The organism is Mesorhizobium sp. URHB0026 (assembly GCF_054059755.1).
This window is the reverse complement of record NZ_JBSSCN010000001.1, coordinates 1942511-1959982: the sequence shown is the minus strand read 5'-3', so window position 1 is coordinate 1959982 and position 17472 is coordinate 1942511. Positions and strand designations below refer to the sequence as shown.

Sequence of the window (17472 nt, the reverse complement as noted above, 5' to 3'; positions counted from 1 at the left end):
TGGGAGTACGCTCAGGCGGCGCGATCATCGCGTGCTGCCCGGACGGCTCGGAAAAACTGTTCGATCAGCGCCGGATCCTTGACGCCCGGGGCGCTTTCCACGCCCGAGGAAATGTCTATCGCGGGCGGATTGGCAAGCCGAAGGGCATCGCCGATGTTGGCGGCGTTGAGCCCACCGGAAAGCATGTAATCGATCCCGGCGTCAAGGCCGGCGAGAATGCGCCAGTCGAAGGCGACGCCATTGCCGCCCGGCAGCTCCGAGCCCTTTGGCGGCTTGGCGTCGAACAGGAACCGGTCGGCGATGCCGACAAACGGCTTTGTCCGTTCGAGATCGGCGGCCTCGCTGAGCGGCAACGCCTTCATCACCGGCAGCCCATGGCGGGCTTTCAGTTCAGCCACTCGCTCGGGGGTTTCGGAGCCGTGCAGTTGCAGCATGTCGGGCTGCAGCTTTTCGACGATTTCGTCGAGGAAGGCGTCTCTGGCATCGACGGTGACGGCAACCGCCAAGGCCTTGCCACGAGCCGCTTCGCGCAGACGGCCGGCTTCGGCCGGCTCAACATAACGCGGGCTTTTTGGAAAGAAGATGAACCCGACATGGCTGGCGCCGCCGGCCAGGGCCGCGGCCATTGCCTGGTCGGTCTTCAAGCCGCAGATCTTGATGTCGAGCGCCATGGCGCGGAATTGGCACGAAAAGCGCCAAGAGTCGAGAAAAAGCATGCTGTTTGCCGGCAAGGCCAAAGGCGCTACCTATGGATGGACAGCATGCAAGGCGGGAGCACAGCCATGGACGACCAGACCGTTGCCGAACTGAAGCAAAAGGTCGCGCAGGCGCGTGAGGTCATAGCGCACCTCATGGACAGGGCCGCCTTCAACGGCGCCGAGGCGCATCGGGCGCTGGATTATTTCGGCGGCGAAGCTTTCGATCGGAACTTTCTACCCTGGCCGCAGCATGCTGACGAAGGGTTGCGGCCGGATGAGCTCAATGCGGCGAATGATGACTGAGGCGCCCTACTCGAACACAATCGCCTGCAGGGCGCCGCCATTGCGCTTCAGCCAGTCCTTGCAGCGGTCGGTGTCGGGGCAGAGCTTTTCGCACAGTTTCCAGAATTTCGGCCCGTGGTTCATCTCCTTGAGATGCGCCACCTCATGCGCGACGAGGTAATTTATGACAGGCTGCGGCGCCATCATGATGCGCCAGGAAAAGGACAGATTGCCTTCCGAAGTGCAGGAGCCCCAGCGGCTGGAGGTGTCCTTGTAGCGGATCGCCTTGGCGCGCTTGCCAAGCGCCTCCGTATGCTTGACGACCAGCTTCTCGATCTCTTTCTTGGCCTCGCGCTTCAAAAAATCGGCGATGCGGCGCGGCAGATGGATGCGGTCGCCATGCACGATCAGCAGCGGGCCGCGGTCGTCGCGCGATATGGTGACAGTGCCTCGCTTTGACGGCTCATGCACGATACGGTGGGCCACGCCTCGTACCGGAATCCTTATGCCCGGACGCACCTGCGGCCGCGTCGGCACCTTGGCCAGCCGCTGTTCCAGCCAGTCCTGGTGGCGGTCGAGGAACCTGTCCACTTCGCCGCGGCGCAGGCCCGGCGGCACGGTGATGCGCAGGCCCTGTCCGCCGGACTCGATGCGCAGCGTCAGACGCTTTGCCCTGGCGCTCTCGACGATCTTGAGCGGCAGCGTGCGGCCGGCGACGCAATATTCTCGCTCCACGACAGGCGTGGGTTTGGGCTTTGTCAGATTGCGGAAGAACCCGATGGTCATGGCGGGACGATACGCGATTCGAGGCGAACGAATAGAACAAAAAAGAAACGGCGCCGCTCGCGCGACGCCGTCATCATACCTTGGCCCTGTCGCCGGGCTTCAGTCGTCGAGCAGGTTCGAGCCTTTGCCACGCTTGGTGGGGGTCGCTCCGGTGCTCGGATCGGTCTTGGTGCTCGGATCGGTCTTGGCCGGCGCGGTCGACTTGTTGCGGTTGGCCATGAACCGGTCGAACTCGTCCTGATCCTTGGCGCGGCGCAATTCGCGGGCATACTCGTCGAACTGCGTCAGCATCTCGTCGAGCTTGCGGCGCTCTTCGTCCAGGCGCTCAAGCTCCTTTTCGCGCCAGTCGTCGAAAGCGACGTTGCCGGTGCGGGCGGAGCCGTTGCCCCAGCGCGCGGCCTTGTCGGAGCCACGGCGACAACCGGCGAAGATGCCGTCGGTCGCGCGGTTGACGTCACGCTTGAAGCCCTCGAGCCGGTCGCCCCAGATGATGTAGGCGAGCATGGCGAAGCCGAGCGGCCAGAACACCATGAAACCGATCACCATCAACGCGATGGTCGCCGGCGTCCAGGCCGGGCGGATCAATGCAGATGTGTTCATTTTCTCCCATTCCTTCGGTTGGAGACAGCCAGAACCGGCTGCGTGGAATCGAAATGGGAAGGCGAAAACGGCGATTCAAGACAATGTCCGCCAAAACCGAACAAGGGCCTGAAATGATTATCGCTTTTTGAGCATATCGAGGAAAAGCACGACCAACCCGGCGATCAGGCCCCAAAATGCGGCGCCGACACCGAACAGCGTCAGCCCGGAGGCGGTGACGACGAAGGTGACGGTTGCGGCCATGCGCTCGCCCTCGTCCTTGAGCGCGATCGCCAGCGCGTTGGCGAGCGATCCCATCAGCGCAAGTCCCGCCACCAGCACGATCAGGCTCTGCGGCAGGACGGCGAAGATCGCCACCAGCGAAGCGCCGAAGATGGCGAAGACGAGGTAGGCAAGCGCGTAGAACGGCCCGGTCTTCCAGCGCTCGGCGGGATCGGGATGGACGTCAGGCCCGGTGCAGATGGCCGCCGAGATCGCCGCCAGATTGGTGGTTCCGGCACCGAATGGCGCAGACAGGAGCGAAAACAGGCCGGTGACGCCGATCAGCGGGCCGGGTTCGGGGTGGTAGCCGGCCGCCCGCAGTACCGCGAGCCCCGACAGGTTCTGCGAAGCCATGGTGACGAGGTAGAGCGGCAGCGCCAGGCCGATGATCGCCTTGGCGGTGAAATGGGGAGCGATAACCGTCAGTGTCGATAGTTCGGGCGCGGGCAGGCCGCCGACACGGCCCGTGAGGAAGGCGGCAAGGCCACCGCCAACCAGCACCGCCAGCACCGACAGCGCCGGATTGAACAGCCGGATGACGAAGAATGCCGCGATCAGCGGCAGGATGAGCCAAGGGTCCGCCGGAATGGCCTTCATGGCATTGATGGCGAAGGTGACGACGATGCCGGCCAGCATGCCGGAGGCGACCGAAGCCGGTATTCTCGATATCAGCCGGGTCAGCGGCCCAAACAGGCCGGTCGCGACCAGCAGCACGCCCGTGACGATATAGGCGCCGACGGCCTCGCCCATCGAAAAGCCGCTCGAGGCGGCGACCAGTGCAAGGCCCGGCGTCGACCAGGCGGTGATGACAGGCATTTTCGTGCGCCAGGACAGCCACAGGCACTCGGCGGTCATGGCCAGGCAGATCGCCGTCACCCCGCTCGCAGTCTCGACCTGCGTCGCCCCGACCGCCTTGGCGGCGGCAATGACGATGGCCAGCGTGCCGCCGAAACCGACGATGGCCGCGACGAAAGCGGAGATCGGGATGGACAGGCGCATCGTCACTGGCCTCGCTTGGCCAGGTCGCCGACCGCCCGCACCAGCATGTCGAGATCCTGGGGCCGCGACAGGCGATGGTCACCATCGGGGATCAGCGACAGCGTTACATCGTCGGCAGGCAGCAGGCTGACCAGCCTCAAGGCGTGGCTCGACGGCACGTCCGCGTCGGCCAGCCCCTGCAAGATGTGAACCGGGCAATGCGTGTCGATCGGCCCGGCCATTACCCGGTTATTGCGCCCATCCTCGATCAGGGCGCGGGTGTAGACGTAAGGCTCGGCGGAATAATCCGAGGGTTCCGCGAAGAAGCCCTTTTCGGCGAGATCGCGCTTCTGCGCCTTGGTCAGCACCGGCTCGATCAGGTCGCTTGTAAAATCCGGCGCCGGGGCCAGCAGCACCAGGCCGACGACGGCTGCGTCGCCCGCCTTGCGCAATTCCTGTACCATGCGCAGCGCGATCCAGGCGCCCATCGACGAGCCGACCAGGATCTGATCGCCTTTGGCGAAATGCCGGAAGACGGCAAGGCTTTGCGCAAGCCATTTCGAGATCGTACCGTCGGCGAAGGCGCCACCGGATTCGCCATGGCCCGAATAATCGTGCCGCAGGAAGGCCCGGCCTTCAGTTGCCGCCCAGTCCGACAGCGTCTCGGCCTTCGTGCCCAGCATGTCCGACTTGTAGCCGCCGAGCCAGACGATGCCGGGCGTCGAGCCGTCTGAATGGCGCACCGCGATATCAGATCCGTCGACATCCAGAAAAACTGGAGCCAGAGAGGATGGGGGCGTGGCGATCATGGCTTTTCCTCAGGCCCGTCTTTTGGCCCGCGGCCCTTGTGGCACAGCCGGAGGCGTGGCGAAAAGTACTCGCGCTGTTTCTTTGTTTGGTGCAGGCCGGCGATCAGGGTGATTTTCTGTCAATGCTGTGCTATTGACTCCGCCCGCGCGCTCACCACATTGGCGCGTCCACGTATCAAGACGACAAATCCCGAACGAAACGGCCAAGGAGACCACGACCATTCGCAGACCTTTCAAAGCAGCGGCGCCGACCAAGGATGGGCCGCGCTCCAATCGTGACATCCGGGTTCCCCGGGTCCAGCTTATCGACGCCGACGGCCAGAATCGCGGCGATATTTCCATCAACGACGCATTGCTGCTCGCCGAAGAGGCCGGGCTCGATCTCGTCGAAATATCGCCCAACGCGGTCCCCCCCGTCGTAAAAATCCTCGATCTCGGCAAGTTGAAATACGCCAACCAGAAGAAGGCGGCCGAGGCGCGCAAGAACCAGAAGGTCATCGAGATCAAGGAGATCAAGATGCGCCCGAACATCGACAGCCATGACTACGAGACCAAGATGAAGGCGGTGCGCCGCTTCTTCGAGGAAGGCGACAAGGTCAAGTTGACGCTGCGCTTCCGCGGCCGCGAGATGGCGCATATGGAACTCGGCATGCAGCTTCTGAACAAGGTGCGCGAGGAGGTGGCGACCATTGCCAAGGTGGAAGCCGAGCCGAAGCTCGAAGGCCGCCAGATGATGATGGTGCTGGCCCCGCGCTAAAGTTTGCGGAACCCACGTGGATCACGATGACGTCAGGCCCGGACATCGCGCTCTAAATCCGCCCGAATTGTGCTACAGGGCGTCCCGGCGATCGGCGGGACGCTCTATTTCTTAGCTCAAAGCCGCGATCGCCGGCAAAGCTCTTCGACGATCGGATCCCGCATGGCCAACGAAAAGGTTTTGGACGTCAAGGACGTCAAACACGGGCTGGGCAACTACCAGCAGATGCGCCGGCTGGTGCTTGCCGTGCTCGTCCTGGTGCTGTTTCTGGCGCTGCTGTTCGGCCAGTCGACCTTCCCGCCGGACACGCCGGTGCACGAAACGATCGAGATGTTCGGCGTGCTCTTGATTTTCCTCGGCATCGTCGGGCGCCTCTGGGCGACGCTCTATATAGGCGGGCGCAAATCCTCCGAGGTGGTGACCGGTGGCCCCTATTCGATCACCCGCAACCCGCTCTACGTGTTCTCGACCGTGGCCGCCGCCGGTGTCGGCGCGCAGATCGGCTCGTTCTCCGGCATCACCCTTTTCGCGGTTCTGTGCGCCGGCGCCTTCCATATCGTCATCCTGCGCGAGGAGAAATTCCTCAAGGAAGCGCTCGGTGTAACCTATGCCGACTATCTGGCACGCGTGCCGCGCTTCTTCCCCAAGCTTTCGCTCTACGAGGAAGGCGACACCGGCAGCTTCAAGCCGCGCCTGCTTTTGACCACACTGCTCGACGGGCTGGTGTTCCTGATCGCGCTGCCGGCCTTCGAACTGATCGACGGCGCGCAATTGTCGGGCATGCTGCCGGTCTGGTTTAGGCTGCCGTGACCGCGGACAGTGCGTCCAGAGTGCCGAGGTGTTGCGCCCGCGCCATCTTTGATCTATAGCACCGCCGTTCCAAGAAAACCGCCCGGCAGGGCATGCCGTGGCGGTTTCATTTGCTTTTCGGGCTTTGGTCGGCCCGGAGCGACAAGAAGCGCGATCGTGCGCCAACAATACGGAGTAGCAAAATGCCCAAGATGAAGACCAAATCGGCCGCCAAGAAGCGGTTCAAGATCACAGGTACGGGTAAAGTCCTGTCGGCTGCGGCCGGCAAGCGTCACGGCATGATCAAGCGTTCCAACAAGTTCATTCGAAATGCCCGCGGCACGATGGTTCTGGCTGAACCGGATGGCAAGAAGGTCATCAAGAATTTTCTTCCGAACGGCCTTTAAGTTTTTAAGGAGATCATGACATGGCACGCGTAAAAAGAGGCGTCACCTCGCACGCCAAGCACAAGAAGGTCCTGAAAGCCGCGAAAGGCTTCTACGGCCGCCGCAAGAACACCATCCGCATCGCCAAGCAGGCGGTGGAAAAGTCGCTGCAGTACGCTTACCGAGACCGCAAGAACCGCAAGCGCTCGTTCCGCGCGCTGTGGATCCAGCGCATCAACGCGGCGACGCACGAGCATGGCCTGACCTATGGCCGCTTCATCGACGGCTTGAACAAGGCCGGCATCGAGATCGATCGCAAGATCCTGTCCGACATGGCCATCCACGAGCCGCAGGCTTTCGCCGCCCTGGTGGCCAAGGCCAAGGTCGCGCTCGAATATCTGAAGAACACCACGCCGAATGCTTTTGAAAGCGCTGTCGCCTAAGACCAGCGCTTCCCAAACATTCGCAATTCTGATTATGGGGAACCCGCGCTGGCACGGCTGGCGCGGGTTTTTCTTATGCCTGATGTAACCAAAATGGCGACAGACGAACCAATATGGTGTCGATCGCCGATGGAGAGAGCTTCGCCGTGAACGCCACCGCTGGAAATCTTGAAGCCCTGGAAGATTCGCTTCTGGCCGACATCGCATCGGCCGTCGACGAGCCGGCCATCGAGGCCGTGCGCATCGCTGCCTTCGGCAAGAAGGGCACCGTGTCCGAGATGCTGAAAACGCTTGGCGCGATGAGCGCCGAGGACCGGCAGGTGAAGGGCCCGGCCATCAACGGCCTCAAGAACCGTGTCACCGAGGCGCTGACGGCCCGCAAGGCTGAACTGAAGGATGTGGCGATCGCCGCCCGTCTGGCGGCCGAGAAGGTCGACGTGACGCTGCCGGTGCGGCAGTCACCGGCCGAGCGCGGCCGCATCCATCCGATCAGCCAGGTCATCGACGAGATCGCCGCGATCTTCGGCGATCTCGGCTTCGCCATCGCCGAAGGTCCCGATATCGAGACCGACTACTATAATTTCACCGCGCTGAATTTCCCGGAAGGCCATCCGGCGCGCGAGATGCACGACACGTTCTTCTTCCAGCCGGACGAGAAGGGCGAGCGCAAGCTTTTGCGCACTCACACCTCGCCGGTGCAGATCCGCACCATGGAGAAGCAGAAGCCGCCGATCCGCATCGTCATTCCGGGCAAGACCTATCGCCAGGATTCCGACGCCACCCACTCGCCGATGTTCCATCAGGTCGAGGGGCTGGTGATCGACAAATCGGCCAACGTCGCCAACATGAAGTGGGTGCTGGAAGAGTTCTGCAAGGCCTTCTTCGAAGTGCAGCAGCTCAAGATGCGCTTTCGCCCGTCCTTCTTCCCGTTCACCGAGCCAAGCCTCGAGGTCGATATCCAGTGCGACCGCTCGCGGCCCGGCGAAGTGCGCTTCGGCGAAGGCTCCGACTGGTTGGAGATCCTCGGCTGCGGCATGGTGCACCCCAACGTGCTGCGCGCCGGCGGGCTCGATCCCGACGAGTATCAGGGCTTTGCCTGGGGCATGGGCATCGACCGCATCGCCATGCTGAAATACGGCATGCCCGACCTGCGCGCCTTCTTCGACGCCGACGTCCGCTGGCTATCGCATTACGGCTTCCGGCCGCTCGACATGCCGACGCTGTTCGGAGGCCTGAGCGCGTGACCGTCCTGAAGACTCCTGCTGCCAGCTATTACGGAACAGCCCAATGAAATTCACCCTCTCCTGGCTCAAGGATCACCTTGAAACCGACGCCACGCTTGACGAGATCGTCGAGCGGCTGACCTCGATCGGCCTCGAGGTCGAGCATGTCGACGATAAGGCGGGGCTGAAACCCTTCGTCATCGCCAAGGTGCTGACGGCGGTGCAGCACCCCGATGCCGACCGGCTGCGGGTGCTGACCGTCGATACCGGCGACGGCAAGCCGCCTGTGCAAGTGGTGTGTGGCGCGCCGAACGCCCGGGCCGGCCTGATCGGCGCCTTTGCCGCGCCCGGCACCTATGTGCCCGGCATCGACGTGACGCTGACGGTCGGCAAGATCCGAGGCGTCGAAAGCCATGGCATGATGTGTTCCGAGCGCGAGTTGGAACTGTCCGACGAGCATAATGGTATCATCGACCTGCCCGAGGATGCGCCGGTCGGCACCAGCTTTGCGTCCTATGCGCATCTCGACGATCCGGTCATCGAGATCAATCTGACGCCGAACCGGCCCGATGCCACCAGCGTCTACGGCATCGCGCGGGATCTGGCGGCGAGCGGGCTTGGCCGCCTTGTCGGCGGGGCGATCATGCCGCATGTCGGCAACGGCATGTGCCCGGTGAAAGTGACCATCGAAGCGCCGGAGCTTTGCCCCGGCTTCGCACTCAGGCTGGTCAAGGATGTCAGGAATGGCCCGTCGCCGAAATGGCTTCAGCAGCGGCTGATCGCCATTGGGCTGAGGCCGATCAGCGCGCTGGTCGACATCACCAATTACGTCACCTTCGACCGCGGACGGCCGCTGCATGTCTTCGATGCCGCCAAGGTCGCCGGCAACCTCGTGGTGCGCCGCGCCCGCGACGGTGAAAAGGTGCATGCGCTCGACGGGCGCGAATACACGCTGACGCCGGAGATGTGCGTGATCGCGGACGACAATGGCGTCGAGTCCATTGCCGGCATCATGGGTGGCGAACACTCCGGCTGTGACGAGAACACGACGAACGTGCTGATCGAATCCGCTCTTTGGGACCCGATCACCACGGCCCGCACCGGCCGCACGCTCGGCATCATCACCGACGCGCGCTATCGCTTCGAGCGCGGTGTCGACCCTGAATTCATGGTGCCGGGCCTCGAACTGGCGACCAAGCTGGTGATCGATTTCTGCGGCGGCACGCCGACCGAGACCGAGGTGGCCGGCTATGCCGGACATCAACCCAAAATCGTTTCCCTTCCGTTGTCGGAAGTGAAGCGGCTGACCGGTATCGAGGTGCCGAAGGCGGAGAGCCTCGACATCCTGTCGCGTCTGGGCTTCCACGCGCAGGGATCGGGCGACGTCGTCGACGTCACGGTCCCCTCCTGGCGCCCCGATGTCGACGGCAAGGCCGATCTGGTCGAGGAGATCATGCGCATCCATGGCGTCGACAACATCGCCCCGCAGCCGCTCGGCGCGCATGACGTGGTCAACGGCAAGATCCTGACGACGCTGCAGATCCGCACGCGTGCCGCCAAGCGTTCGCTTGCCGTGCGCGGCATGATGGAGGCCGTTACCTGGTCGTTCATCCCGGCCAAACACGCCGAACTCTTCGGCGGCGGCCAGACGGCGCTGAAGCTTGCCAACCCGATCGCCGCCGACATGTCCGACATGCGGCCCTCGCTGCTGCCGGGGCTGATTTCGGCCGCGCAGCGCAACGCCGACAAGGGCATTGGCGACGTGGCGCTGTTCGAGGTCTCGGGCACCTATGAGGGCGACGGCGCCGACCAGCAGCGGCGCGTCGCCGCCGGCGTGCGTCGCGGCACGGCAAAGCTCGACGGCTCCGGCCGCAACTGGGCCGGCAATTCGGGCCCGGTCGGCGTATTCGACGCCAAGGCCGACGCGATCGCCGCGCTCGAAGCCTGCGGTGCGCCGGTCGACCGGCTGCAGATCGAGGCGGGCGGCCCGGCCTGGTACCATCCCGGCCGTTCCGGAACGATCAAGCTCGGTCCGAAGACCGTACTTGGCACATTCGGCGAGTTCCATCCGAAGACGCTGGAAGGGCTCGATGTCTCGGGGCCGCTCTGCGGCTTCGAGGTGTTCGTCGATGCCGTGCCGGAGCCGAAGGCCAAGCCTACCAAGACCAAGCCCAGACTGGACCTATCTGCCTTCCAGGCGGTGAAGCGCGACTTCGCCTTCGTCGTCGACAAAGCGGTCGAGGCCGGCACGCTGGTACGTGCCGCGCTCGCCGCCGACAAGAAGCTGATCACTGCTGTCTCGGTCTTCGACGTGTTCGAAGGCGCGTCGCTGGGCGAAGGCAAGAAGTCGATCGCCATCGAAGTGTCGATCCAGCCGACCGAGAAGACGCTGACCGACGAGGATTTCGAGGCGCTGGCCAAGCGCATCGTCGAGAATGTCGGCAAGCAGACTGGCGGCGTGTTGCGCGGCTGAGACTTGCGAGGGAATGGCGAATCGCTCTCCAAGGGGCGATGGACCATCTGCGCTATTCTGGGCTCTCCTTCGAGAAACAGCGTACGGCTTTTCTCGGCATCGTCGCTGCCGACCCGCTGCTGGCCGAAACGCTGGCGAGGGTCGGCATGCTTGCGCTGCCGGATTGGCTGGTGGTTTCCGGCGTGCTTTACAACAGCGTCTGGAACCACCTGACCGGCAAGCCATCCGGCTACGGCATCAAGGATGTCGACCTGTTTTATTTCGACGACTCCGACCTGTCCTACGAGGCCGAAGACGCGGTGATCCAACGGGCGGCCAGGCATTTCGAAGGATTGCCGCTGCCGGTCGAGGTGCGCAACCAGGCGCGAGTGCACCTGTGGTATCCGCAAAAGTTCGGCCGGCCCTGCCCGCGCTATGCGAGTGCCAGTGAATCCGTCAGCTATTTTGCCTCGAAGACCCATGCGGTCGGGGTTCGATATGATGCGGACGGGCAGCTGGACCTCGTGGCGCCGTTCGGGCTCGACGATCTCTTCTCGTTTCGAATTACGCCCAGCCGGCTGATGGACAACCGGAAAACGCATGAGGAGAAGGGCGCGCGAGCGCGGGCGTATTGGCCGGAGATTACGGTGGTGCCGTGGTAGCAAATTTGAGATGTCGGCGGGCCAGCGCGTCCAACTGTCTATGCCATGCGACAAAAGCGGCGCCGAAGCGCCGCTTTTCAGCTTGTGTGCTCACCCATTCACCAGCGCCATCAATTCTTCGGTATAGCGCTTGCCCATTACCTTGTCGGGGGACAGCGCATCGCCGATCGTCGCGACCTCTGCCGCGCTCATCACTATGTCAGCCGCCGCCGTATTCTGCTCCAAATGGCGGATTTGTCGCGCACCCGGGATCGGCACGATGAAGTCGCCTTGGTGCAGCACCCAGGCCAGCGCCAGCTGCGCCGAGGTGACGCCCTTCTCCACCGCCAGCCTTTCCAGCGTGGCGATCACCTTGGCATTGGCTTCCATGGCGTCGGCCTGGAAGCGCGGCAAGGTGCGGCGCCAATCGTCGTCGCTCAGGGTCTCCGGCTTTGCGATGGTGCCGGTGAGCAGGCCGCGGCCGAGCGGGCTGTAGGGCACGAAGCCAATGCCCAACTCCCGGCAGACGGCGAATATCTCGTCTTCCGGGTCGCGGCTCCACAGCGAATATTCGCTCTGCACCGCGGCGATCGGGTGCACGGCGTGTGCCCGGCGGATGGTGCCGGCACTCGCCTCCGACAGGCCAAGCGCCCGCACCTTGCCCTCGCGCACCAGCTCGGCCATGGCGCCGACCGTATCCTCGATCGGCACCTCCGGGTCGACGCGGTGCTGGTAGTAGAGGTCGATGACATCGGTTCCGAGCCGCTTCAACGACGCCTCGGCGACGGCCTTGACGTGCTCGGGACGGCTGTCCACACCGGCCATGCGATCCATGCCGGTGCCCTCCTCCAGTATCTTGAAGCCGAATTTGGTCGCGATCGTCACCTTATCGCGAACCGATCTCAGCGCCTTGCCCAGCAGGATCTCGTTTTCGAAGGGGCCGTAGACCTCGGCCGTGTCGAAGAAGTTGACACCGATCTCGACGGCGCGGTGCAAGGTAGCGATCGCCTCGGCTTCCGGCTGGCCGCCATAGGCAAAGCTCATGCCCATGCAACCGAGGCCGACCGGGAAGACTTCAAGTTCAGTTCCTAGCTTGCGGGTTTTCATCGCGCATCTCCTTGTTGTGATGCCCAGGAAATAACGCCTTGCCGCCCGTTCGATAATCGGCTCTTCTTCGTACGGGTCATTCCATGAAATAGATCAATGAACCGAGCACATCTCTCACAGCTTGCGGTGCTGGCGACCGTTGCCCAATGCGGCAGTTTTCGCGGCGCGGCCAGGGAACTGGCGATAGCTCCCTCCGCGGTGAGCCACGCGGTCTCCAGCCTGGAGGCACGGCTTGGCGTGCGCCTTTTGGCGCGCAGCACGCGCAGTGTCGCACCGACCGAGGAAGGCGCGCAATTGCTGGAGCGATTGCGCCCGGCGCTTTCCGAGATCGACCTGGCGCTGGAGACGGCCGTTGAGGCCCGCGACCGGCCCGCCGGGAACTTGCGGCTCAGCGTGCCGCGCACGTCAGCGCATCTGGTGCTGACGCCACGGCTCAGCGCCTTTGCGTCAGCCTATCCCGACATCGTGCTGGAGATCATCATCGAGGATCGCTTCACCGACGTGGTGGCAGGCGGTTTCGATGCTGGTGTCAGGCTCGGCGAGAGCCTGCAGCGCGACATGATCGCGGTGCGCATCGGGCCGGACATTCGCGGCGCGGTGGTGGGCGCTCCATCCTATTTCGAGGCCATGCCCCGGCCGCGCCATCCGCGCGACCTCGCCGAGCATCGCTGCATCCGCTTCCGCTTCTCCAGCGGCATTCTCTACCGCTGGGAATTCGAAAAGGACGGCGAGGAGGTCGAGATCGCGGTGCAAGGGCCGCTGATCCTCGACGAGGACCATCTGATCGCTCAGGCCGCGGTCGACGGCGCCGGGCTCGCCTTCGTTTTCGAGGACTATGTCCGCGCGCCGCTTGCCGACGGACGGCTGATCCGCGTGCTGGAGGACTGGTGCCCACCCTTCGACGGATTCTTCGTCTATTACCCGAGCCGCCGCCAGATGCGGCCGGCGCTGAGGGCTTTCGTCGATTTCTTCAAGGTGAGCGGGTAGGCAACTCTCCTCCTCGTCGGCAAGGGGAAGAAAGCTGACCGCGCCAACGTTCGCCTCGCATGCAGGCTTCAATCACCAACACCGCGACCCGCTATGGATGGGCAACCATCGTCCTCCACTGGCTGATCGGGATTATTTTCATCGGCCAGTTCATGCTCGGCTTCGTTATGGTCAGGACCCCGAGCCAACGCACGGCCTTCGAATTGATCCAGCTGCACAAATCCCTGGGCTTTCTGCTGCTTGGGCTCATCATCCTGCGTATCGCCTGGCGGCTCGGCAATGCGGCACCGCCCTTGCCGCCTTCTGTCGGCGCCCTGGAGCGCCGCTCGGCGCCGCTGGCGCATCTGGCGCTCTATGCCTTCCAGATCGCCCTGCCCCTGTCAGGCTGGGCGCTGGTGTCGGTCTCGACGCTGGAGATTCCCAGCATGCCGTTCAACCTGTTCGTGATGCCTAACCTGCCGCTCGCCGAATCCGATGCCGCCGAAAGCTTTTGGACGTCGGCACACTGGTATCTCGCCTATGCCGGCACGGCGCTTGTCGCCCTGCATGTCGCGGCGGCCCTGCGCCACCATTTCCTGCTTCGCGACGGGGTGCTCACGCGTATGATCACGCCTTCGTCAACCGGGGAATAGAACGCGCCTTGGTCTCGTTTGTGGGGTGAGGACGCCAGAGAGCGCTGCCTCCTAACAAGGAACACCCCAATGCGTGCGCGAATCCTTGGATTGGCGGCTGCCGCCGCCTGCCTGGCCATGCCTGTTTACGCGGCGGTCGTGCTCGGCGATGCCGCCGGCAGCTATGCAATCAGCCAAACTGGGTCCGCGATCCGCTTCACCATCGGCAAGGCCGGGGGAGGCGGGTTCGACGGCGCCTTTGCCCGTTTCAAGGGCATGATCCGCATCGACAACAATGATGTCAGCCGTTCGAAGGTCGACCTCACCATCTATCCCGAGAGCGTCGGCACCGGCCAAGGCCGCATCGATGCGTTCCTGCGCTCCGACGCGGTGTTCGACGCGGCCAACAGTCCCGAAATCCAGTTCCGCTCGACCAGTGTGACCCGCACCGGCGACACGTCGGCCCTTGTCTCCGGCAGGCTGACGGCGCGCGGCAAGACGTTTCCGGAAAAATTCACCGCCGAGCTCGACGGGTTGAAGGGCGGGACGATCAAATTCCATGTCACCGGCAAGGTGCTGCGCTCGCGTTACGGCATGGATGTCGGCACGCCGCTGTATTCCAACGTCGTCGATTTCGACATGACGCTGACCGGGAAAAGGGGCTAGCGCGCGGCTGAGGTACCTGTGTCCCTGCCCGCTTTCATGGGCGAGGAACCGAGCGACCCGCATTGGCTTTTCCGCCGATTTCAGGCAAACCTCATTGCCTGTAATCGACATGGAGAAGCGTGATGTTCCGATGGGGTGTGTTGTCGACGGCCAAGATCGGCCGCGAGCAGCTGTTGCCGGCAATCGTCGAAGCGGAGAACGGCGTCCTGTCGGCGATCGCCAGCCGCGACCTGTCGAAAGCCAAGGCATTGGGCGACCGCTTTGGCGCGCGCCATGCCTTCGGCTCCTATGAGGAGTTGCTCGCTTCCAACGAGGTTGACGGCGTCTACATCCCGTTGCCGACTTCGCAGCATGTCGAATGGACTGAAAAAGCCATCGAAGCAGGCAAGCATGTGCTGGTTGAAAAGCCGCTGGCACTCGATGCCAAGGACATCGCCCCCCTGATCAAGCTGCGCGACCAGAAGAAGGTGCTGGTGTGCGAAGCCTTCATGGTCATCTACCATCCGCAATGGATCAAGGTGCGTGATCTCATCGCCAGCGGCGCCATCGGCCGGCTGCGCCATGTGCAGGGCGCCTTCTCCTACTACAATGTCGACCCCAACAACATGCGCAACAAGCTCGATCTCGGCGGCGGCGCGCTGCCCGATATCGGCGTCTACCCGACCGTGTCGACGCGCTTTTCGACCGGCAAGGAGCCGCTGCGCGTACAGGCGACGATCGAGCGCGATAAGACATTCGGCACCGACATCTATTCATCGATCCGCGCCGATTTCGGCGATTTCGAACTGTCCTTCTACCTGTCGACGCAGATGGCGGCGCGCCAGGTGATGGTGTTCCACGGCGAGAAGGGTTTCATCGAACTGTTCTCGCCCTTCAATGCCGGGCTCTACGACCATCACCGCGTCGAGTTGCACAACCAGAACCACACCGAGGCGCAGGTGTTCCGCTTTCCCGGCACGCAGCAATACCGGCTGGAAGTCGAGACCTTCGCGCGGGCAGCACTTGGCGGCAAGGAGCGGGTGTTCACGCTGGAGGAATCCGTGCTCAACCAGAAGGTCATCGACGCCATCTTCCGCGCCGGCGACACAGGCGGCTGGGAAACCGTCTGAAACCCGCCTTACATAGCCGGCTAATTCTGGGGAAGAAAAATGGCTGACGACGCGGATGTGATCATTGTCGGCGCCGGCCTTGCCGGACTGGTTGCCGCCGCCGAGCTTGCGGAAGCGGGCAAGAAAATCATTATCGTCGACCAGGAGCCGGAGCAATCGCTGGGCGGCCAGGCGTTCTGGTCATTCGGCGGGCTTTTCCTCGTCGATTCACAGGAGCAGCGGCGCATGCGCATCCGCGACTCCCATGACCTGGCGCTCGAGGACTGGATCGGCACCGCTGCTTTCGACCGGCCGGAAGACCACTGGCCACGCAAATGGGCCGAGGCCTATGTCGGCTTTGCCGCCGGCGAGAAGCGCTCCTGGCTGATCGAGCGCGGGCTGAAATTCTTTCCTGTCGTCGGCTGGGCCGAGCGCGGCGGCGGTAACGCCATCGGCCACGGCAATTCGGTGCCGCGCTTCCACATAGCCTGGGGCACCGGTCCTGGCGTGCTCGAACCTTTCGTGCTGCGCGTGCGCGAGGCGCAAAAGCGTGGATTGATCGACTTCAGGTTTCGTCACCGAGTCAATGCCCTGACACGGACGGGTGCGGCCGTGACCGGCGTACAGGGGGACATCCTGCAACCGAGTCCTGTCGAGCGCGGCCACAAGAGCCCGCGCGACGTCTCAGGCGATTTCGCGTTGCAAGCTCAGGCGGTGATCGTCGCCTCCGGCGGCATTGGCGCCAACCATCAGCTGGTGCGGGAAAACTGGCCCAAGCGGCTGGGCAACGCGCCGCAGCGCATGATCGCCGGCGTGCCGGACCATGTCGATGGCCGCATGCTGGCCATATCAGAACAAGCCGGCGGCAAGCTCATCAACCGCGACCGCATGTGGCACTATGTCGAGGGCATCAAGAACTGGGCGCCCATCTGGACGGACCATGCGATCCGCATCCTGCCCGGCCCATCCTCGCTGTGGCTCGATGCCCGGGAAAACGCCTGCCGGTGCCACTCTATCCGGGCTTCGACACGCTGGGCACGCTTAGCCACATCATGGGCACCGGCTTCGACTATTCCTGGTTCATCCTGACGAAAAAGATCATCCAGAAGGAATTCGCGCTGTCGGGCTCGGAGCAGAACCCGGATCTGACCGGAAAAAGCTGGCGCCAGGTACTCGGTCGCGCCACGTCGGGCATCCCGGCTCCGGTCAAGGCGTTCATGGAAAAGGGCGAGGACTTCATCGTCGAGTCCGATCTTTCGAAGCTGGTCGCGCGCATGAACGCGCTGGCCGGCGGCGAACCGCTGCTAGACGTCGCAACGGTCGAGCGCGAGATTCGCGCCCGCGACATGCAACTCGACAATCCCTTCTCCAAGGACATGCAGGTCACCGCGTTGCGCGGCGCGCGCGCCTATCTTGGCGACCGCCTGATCCGCACGGCAAAGCCGCACAAGATGCTCGACCCGGTGAACGGTCCGCTGATCGCGGTGCGCCTCAACATCCTGACCCGCAAGACGCTCGGCGGCCTGCAGACCGATCTCGACAGCCGCGTGCTCGATGCCGACGGCCAGCCGGTGCCTGGCCTCTATGCGGTCGGTGAAGCGGCAGGCTTCGGCGGCGGCGGCGTGCATGGCTACGCTGCGCTCGAAGGCACGTTCCTGGGCGGCTGTATCTTCTCGGGCCGCAGCGCCGGCCGGGCGGCGGCACGCTCGGTGGGGTGAGACGGCAACGGCGCGTTGCCGGCACTTGGCTGAGCCGCTGCCATCGGCCGTGCAACCAATAAACCGCAGCTTAGGAAATTTGGCGCGCCCGAAGAGATTCGAACTCCTGACCCCCAGATTCGTAGTCTGGTGCTCTATCCAGCTGAGCTACGGGCGCGCATCAGGCCATGTTTTCGACGGCCCCGCGATC

The 17472-nt window shown here is 63.8% G+C and carries 18 protein-coding genes, 1 tRNA gene and 1 pseudogene; 13 read left to right on the top strand and 7 right to left on the bottom strand.

Annotated features, from left to right (window positions below; all coding sequences use genetic code 11):
• Positions 1-11 precede the first annotated feature (11 nt).
• On the bottom strand, positions 12-671 hold the full coding sequence (locus ACVWWD_RS09975) for a phosphoribosylanthranilate isomerase (RefSeq protein WP_023781768.1): 660 nt from the start codon (positions 669-671) through the stop codon (positions 12-14).
• Positions 672-782: 111 nt separating this feature from the next.
• Between ACVWWD_RS09975 and ACVWWD_RS09970 the strand changes: the two genes are divergently transcribed.
• Positions 783-1001 (top strand): hypothetical protein, encoded by a 219-nt coding sequence (locus tag ACVWWD_RS09970; RefSeq protein WP_457103047.1) that lies wholly within the window; start codon positions 783-785, stop codon positions 999-1001.
• Positions 1002-1007: 6 nt separating this feature from the next.
• Here ACVWWD_RS09970 and ACVWWD_RS09965 read toward each other — a convergent pair whose 3' ends face one another.
• The 4 genes from ACVWWD_RS09965 to ACVWWD_RS09950 all read right to left on the bottom strand — a co-directional run bounded on the left by ACVWWD_RS09965 (position 1008) and on the right by ACVWWD_RS09950 (position 4414).
• Positions 1008-1766 (bottom strand): M48 family metallopeptidase, encoded by a 759-nt coding sequence (locus ACVWWD_RS09965; RefSeq protein WP_023781769.1) that lies wholly within the window; start codon positions 1764-1766, stop codon positions 1008-1010.
• 99 nt (positions 1767-1865) lie between these two features.
• On the bottom strand, positions 1866-2366 hold the full coding sequence (locus tag ACVWWD_RS09960; protein ID WP_352552624.1) for a DUF2852 domain-containing protein: 501 nt from the start codon (positions 2364-2366) through the stop codon (positions 1866-1868).
• A gap of 117 nt (positions 2367-2483) precedes the next feature.
• Complete coding sequence (locus ACVWWD_RS09955; RefSeq protein ID WP_352552626.1) at positions 2484-3626, bottom strand: benzoate/H(+) symporter BenE family transporter; 1143 nt, start codon at positions 3624-3626, stop codon at positions 2484-2486.
• Between the two features lie 2 nt (positions 3627-3628).
• Positions 3629-4414 (bottom strand): alpha/beta hydrolase, encoded by a 786-nt coding sequence (locus ACVWWD_RS09950; protein ID WP_023772326.1) that lies wholly within the window; start codon positions 4412-4414, stop codon positions 3629-3631.
• Positions 4415-4634: 220 nt separating this feature from the next.
• Here ACVWWD_RS09950 and infC point away from each other — a divergent pair, with 220 nt between their 5' ends.
• From infC to ACVWWD_RS09915, 7 genes are all read left to right on the top strand, one after another.
• Positions 4635-5171, top strand: coding sequence for a translation initiation factor IF-3 (gene infC / locus ACVWWD_RS09945; protein WP_023772325.1), 537 nt, complete (start codon positions 4635-4637; stop codon positions 5169-5171).
• A gap of 162 nt (positions 5172-5333) precedes the next feature.
• Positions 5334-5981 carry a methyltransferase family protein gene (locus ACVWWD_RS09940; RefSeq protein WP_352552629.1) on the top strand — a complete coding sequence of 216 codons (648 nt, stop codon included), beginning with the start codon at positions 5334-5336 and terminating at the stop codon, positions 5979-5981.
• A 182-nt stretch (positions 5982-6163) separates the two neighbouring features.
• Positions 6164-6367, top strand: coding sequence for a 50S ribosomal protein L35 (gene rpmI / locus ACVWWD_RS09935; RefSeq protein ID WP_006201248.1), 204 nt, complete (start codon positions 6164-6166; stop codon positions 6365-6367).
• A gap of 20 nt (positions 6368-6387) precedes the next feature.
• Positions 6388-6789: a 50S ribosomal protein L20 gene (gene rplT, locus ACVWWD_RS09930; protein WP_006201247.1), complete on the top strand. Its 402-nt coding sequence runs from the start codon at positions 6388-6390 to the stop codon at positions 6787-6789.
• A 113-nt stretch (positions 6790-6902) separates the two neighbouring features.
• Entirely contained in the window at positions 6903-8033 is a 1131-nt protein-coding gene (gene pheS, locus ACVWWD_RS09925; RefSeq protein WP_051407637.1) for a phenylalanine--tRNA ligase subunit alpha, read from the top strand.
• A gap of 43 nt (positions 8034-8076) precedes the next feature.
• Positions 8077-10485, top strand: coding sequence for a phenylalanine--tRNA ligase subunit beta (gene pheT, locus ACVWWD_RS09920; RefSeq protein WP_352552634.1), 2409 nt, complete (start codon positions 8077-8079; stop codon positions 10483-10485).
• 38 nt (positions 10486-10523) lie between these two features.
• On the top strand, positions 10524-11126 hold the full coding sequence (locus ACVWWD_RS09915) for a nucleotidyltransferase family protein (protein WP_023772322.1): 603 nt from the start codon (positions 10524-10526) through the stop codon (positions 11124-11126).
• 90 nt (positions 11127-11216) lie between these two features.
• Here the strand turns inward: ACVWWD_RS09915 and ACVWWD_RS09910 are convergent, their stop codons facing one another.
• Positions 11217-12212 carry an aldo/keto reductase gene (locus ACVWWD_RS09910; RefSeq protein WP_457103046.1) on the bottom strand — a complete coding sequence of 332 codons (996 nt, stop codon included), beginning with the start codon at positions 12210-12212 and terminating at the stop codon, positions 11217-11219.
• A 96-nt stretch (positions 12213-12308) separates the two neighbouring features.
• Between ACVWWD_RS09910 and ACVWWD_RS09905 the strand changes: the two genes are divergently transcribed.
• The 5 genes and pseudogenes from ACVWWD_RS09905 (at position 12309) to ACVWWD_RS09885 (ending at position 17282) form a co-directional block, all read left to right on the top strand.
• Positions 12309-13199 carry a LysR family transcriptional regulator gene (locus ACVWWD_RS09905; protein WP_023772321.1) on the top strand — a complete coding sequence of 297 codons (891 nt, stop codon included), beginning with the start codon at positions 12309-12311 and terminating at the stop codon, positions 13197-13199.
• A gap of 59 nt (positions 13200-13258) precedes the next feature.
• Positions 13259-13831 carry a cytochrome b gene (locus ACVWWD_RS09900; RefSeq protein ID WP_352552639.1) on the top strand — a complete coding sequence of 191 codons (573 nt, stop codon included), beginning with the start codon at positions 13259-13261 and terminating at the stop codon, positions 13829-13831.
• 69 nt (positions 13832-13900) lie between these two features.
• Positions 13901-14476, top strand: a complete 576-nt coding sequence (locus ACVWWD_RS09895; RefSeq protein WP_457103045.1) for a YceI family protein — start codon at positions 13901-13903, stop codon at positions 14474-14476.
• Positions 14477-14598: 122 nt separating this feature from the next.
• Positions 14599-15585, top strand: a complete 987-nt coding sequence (locus ACVWWD_RS09890; RefSeq protein WP_023772318.1) for a Gfo/Idh/MocA family protein — start codon at positions 14599-14601, stop codon at positions 15583-15585.
• Between the two features lie 39 nt (positions 15586-15624).
• Positions 15625-17282 (top strand): annotated as a pseudogene (locus ACVWWD_RS09885) (FAD-binding dehydrogenase).
• An 80-nt stretch (positions 17283-17362) separates the two neighbouring features.
• Here the strand turns inward: ACVWWD_RS09885 and ACVWWD_RS09880 are convergent.
• Positions 17363-17439 (bottom strand) — tRNA-Arg (locus ACVWWD_RS09880).
• Between the last annotated feature and the right edge of the window lie 33 nt (positions 17440-17472).